Origin of the sequence: Roseimarinus sediminis (assembly GCF_050433125.1) — a bacterium.
Classification (GTDB): Bacteria; Bacteroidota; Bacteroidia; order Bacteroidales; family Prolixibacteraceae; genus Roseimarinus; species Roseimarinus sediminis.
Window position 1 is genome coordinate 1 of record NZ_JBNPXV010000004.1, and the last position, 1,605, is coordinate 1,605.

The following is a 1,605-nucleotide window of genomic DNA, read 5'->3' on the forward strand; positions in this document are numbered from 1 at the left end:
GATTTGTTTCCATTCCCTAATTTGATAGAATTACCAGCTATAAAATGGAAGTTGTTTAATATCAGTAAGTTTAAATACAACAAGCCTGAAAGACAAGACACCAAGATATGTTTGAAAAACTAAAACAAATCCTAAACCAATAACCAATAACCAATAACCAATGGCCATCTCCGAGCTCACCAGCGAAGTTCATTTTATCATACATCGACTAAGCGGAACAAACCTGAACAATTAAACTCTTGCTGAACTGAAAACTTCGTATGATGTTCAGTGGAAATACAAATCGCCATCGGAATTAAATCACGGAGTGTATGAAGTGTTGGATGAACCTGAATTAAAAGAGGCTCTAATCAGCTTGAATCCCGAAATTGCTAAGGTGTTTCAATGAGGTGCTGTGTCGCTCGAGCGTAGCATAGGTGATGTCGATTCCGATAAGGGTTTTGAGTTCTTCGTTGTGTACTTTGTAAAACTCGATGATTTTGGGATGTGAAACATCATCAACCGGAGGCAGACCATTGTATACCCGTTTAATACTTTCGGCGCTTACTTCAAAGCCATTATCCGATAAATCGTGTCTGATTTGGTTTATCCGGAACGTAAACGAGTCGAGGAAGAGGTTTATCTGTCTGGCTTCCTTGGTTTTACCTGGGCAGCGTTGTGCCTTTATGTCAAACACTCCCTGGGGAATGCTCCGACCGGTGCTAACTTCCACTCTTTCACCATTTACGGTTACCCGTGCGTACAGGCGATCCATGTTTTGTACTTTGTTTTTATTTGCCCTGGGCAAATAAAGAATCGATAAATTCACTTTCTGCATCATTTTACGTTTAAAATTATGGTTCAAAACTAGAGCAAAAAGAAAAGAACGCGAAACGTAAAGAGCTGCAAAACAGTGCAATGCGAGCCAATTCGGGGGTTAGTTAGAAGTTCTAAGTAGAACTCCCGAATTTGCGCCTTTTGTGTTTCATCGCAGCAACAAGTTGCACGCTCATGGAAATCAAAAAGAGGCTGTCTAAATAGTTATCAAACTCAATCTTTTTTCTTTGTGCTACTTTGTGTGTACTTTGTTTTCCTTTGTGGTTCAATCATATAAAATTTAGGTCACCACAAAGTACCCAAAGGTTTTCACAAAGTATCACTAAGGCCTTTTTATACACCCTCCTGGTTTTGCGGAGGCGGGATTGATTAGCATCGATCCCATTATTCTCCTTATGGGAAGTGATTCAAAACCAAAGCCAACCTTCGGTTTTGGTCTTTTTTGTCTCCCCTTCGCTTAGCAACAAGTTGCAAGGCTTTGGTTTTGGCGGAGGCGGGATTGATTAGCATCGATCCCATTTTTCTCCTTATGGGAAGTGATTCAAAACCAAAGCCAACCTTCGGTTTCGGTCTTTTTTGTTTCCCCTTCGCTTAGCAACAAGTTGCACGCTCCGTGATAACAAAAAAGCCCCGCAACAAGTTGCAAGGCTTTGGTTTTGGCGGAGACGGGATTGATCTGCATCGATCCCATTATTCTCCTTATGGGAAGTGATTCAAAACCAAAGCCAACCTTCGGTTTCGGTCTTTTTTGTTTCCCCTTCGCTTAGCAACAAGTTGCACGCTCCGTGA

1 protein-coding gene is annotated in these 1,605 nt (G+C 41.4%); it reads right to left on the reverse strand.

All coding sequences use genetic code 11. The features are described 5' to 3' along the window. Positions 1 to 346: 346 nt before the first annotated feature. The gene (locus tag FHS86_RS06195) at positions 347 to 817 is read right to left on the reverse strand and encodes an Arm DNA-binding domain-containing protein (protein ID WP_429412109.1); all 471 of its coding nucleotides are present in this window, start codon (positions 815 to 817) and stop codon (positions 347 to 349) included. Positions 818 to 1,605 lie beyond the last annotated feature (788 nt).

Bases quoted from the DNA above. Each gene is read 5' to 3' on its own strand.
- FHS86_RS06195 (WP_429412109.1), bottom strand. From the start codon at position 817: ATGCAGAAAGTGAATTTATCGATTCTTTATTTGCCCAGGGCAAATAAA.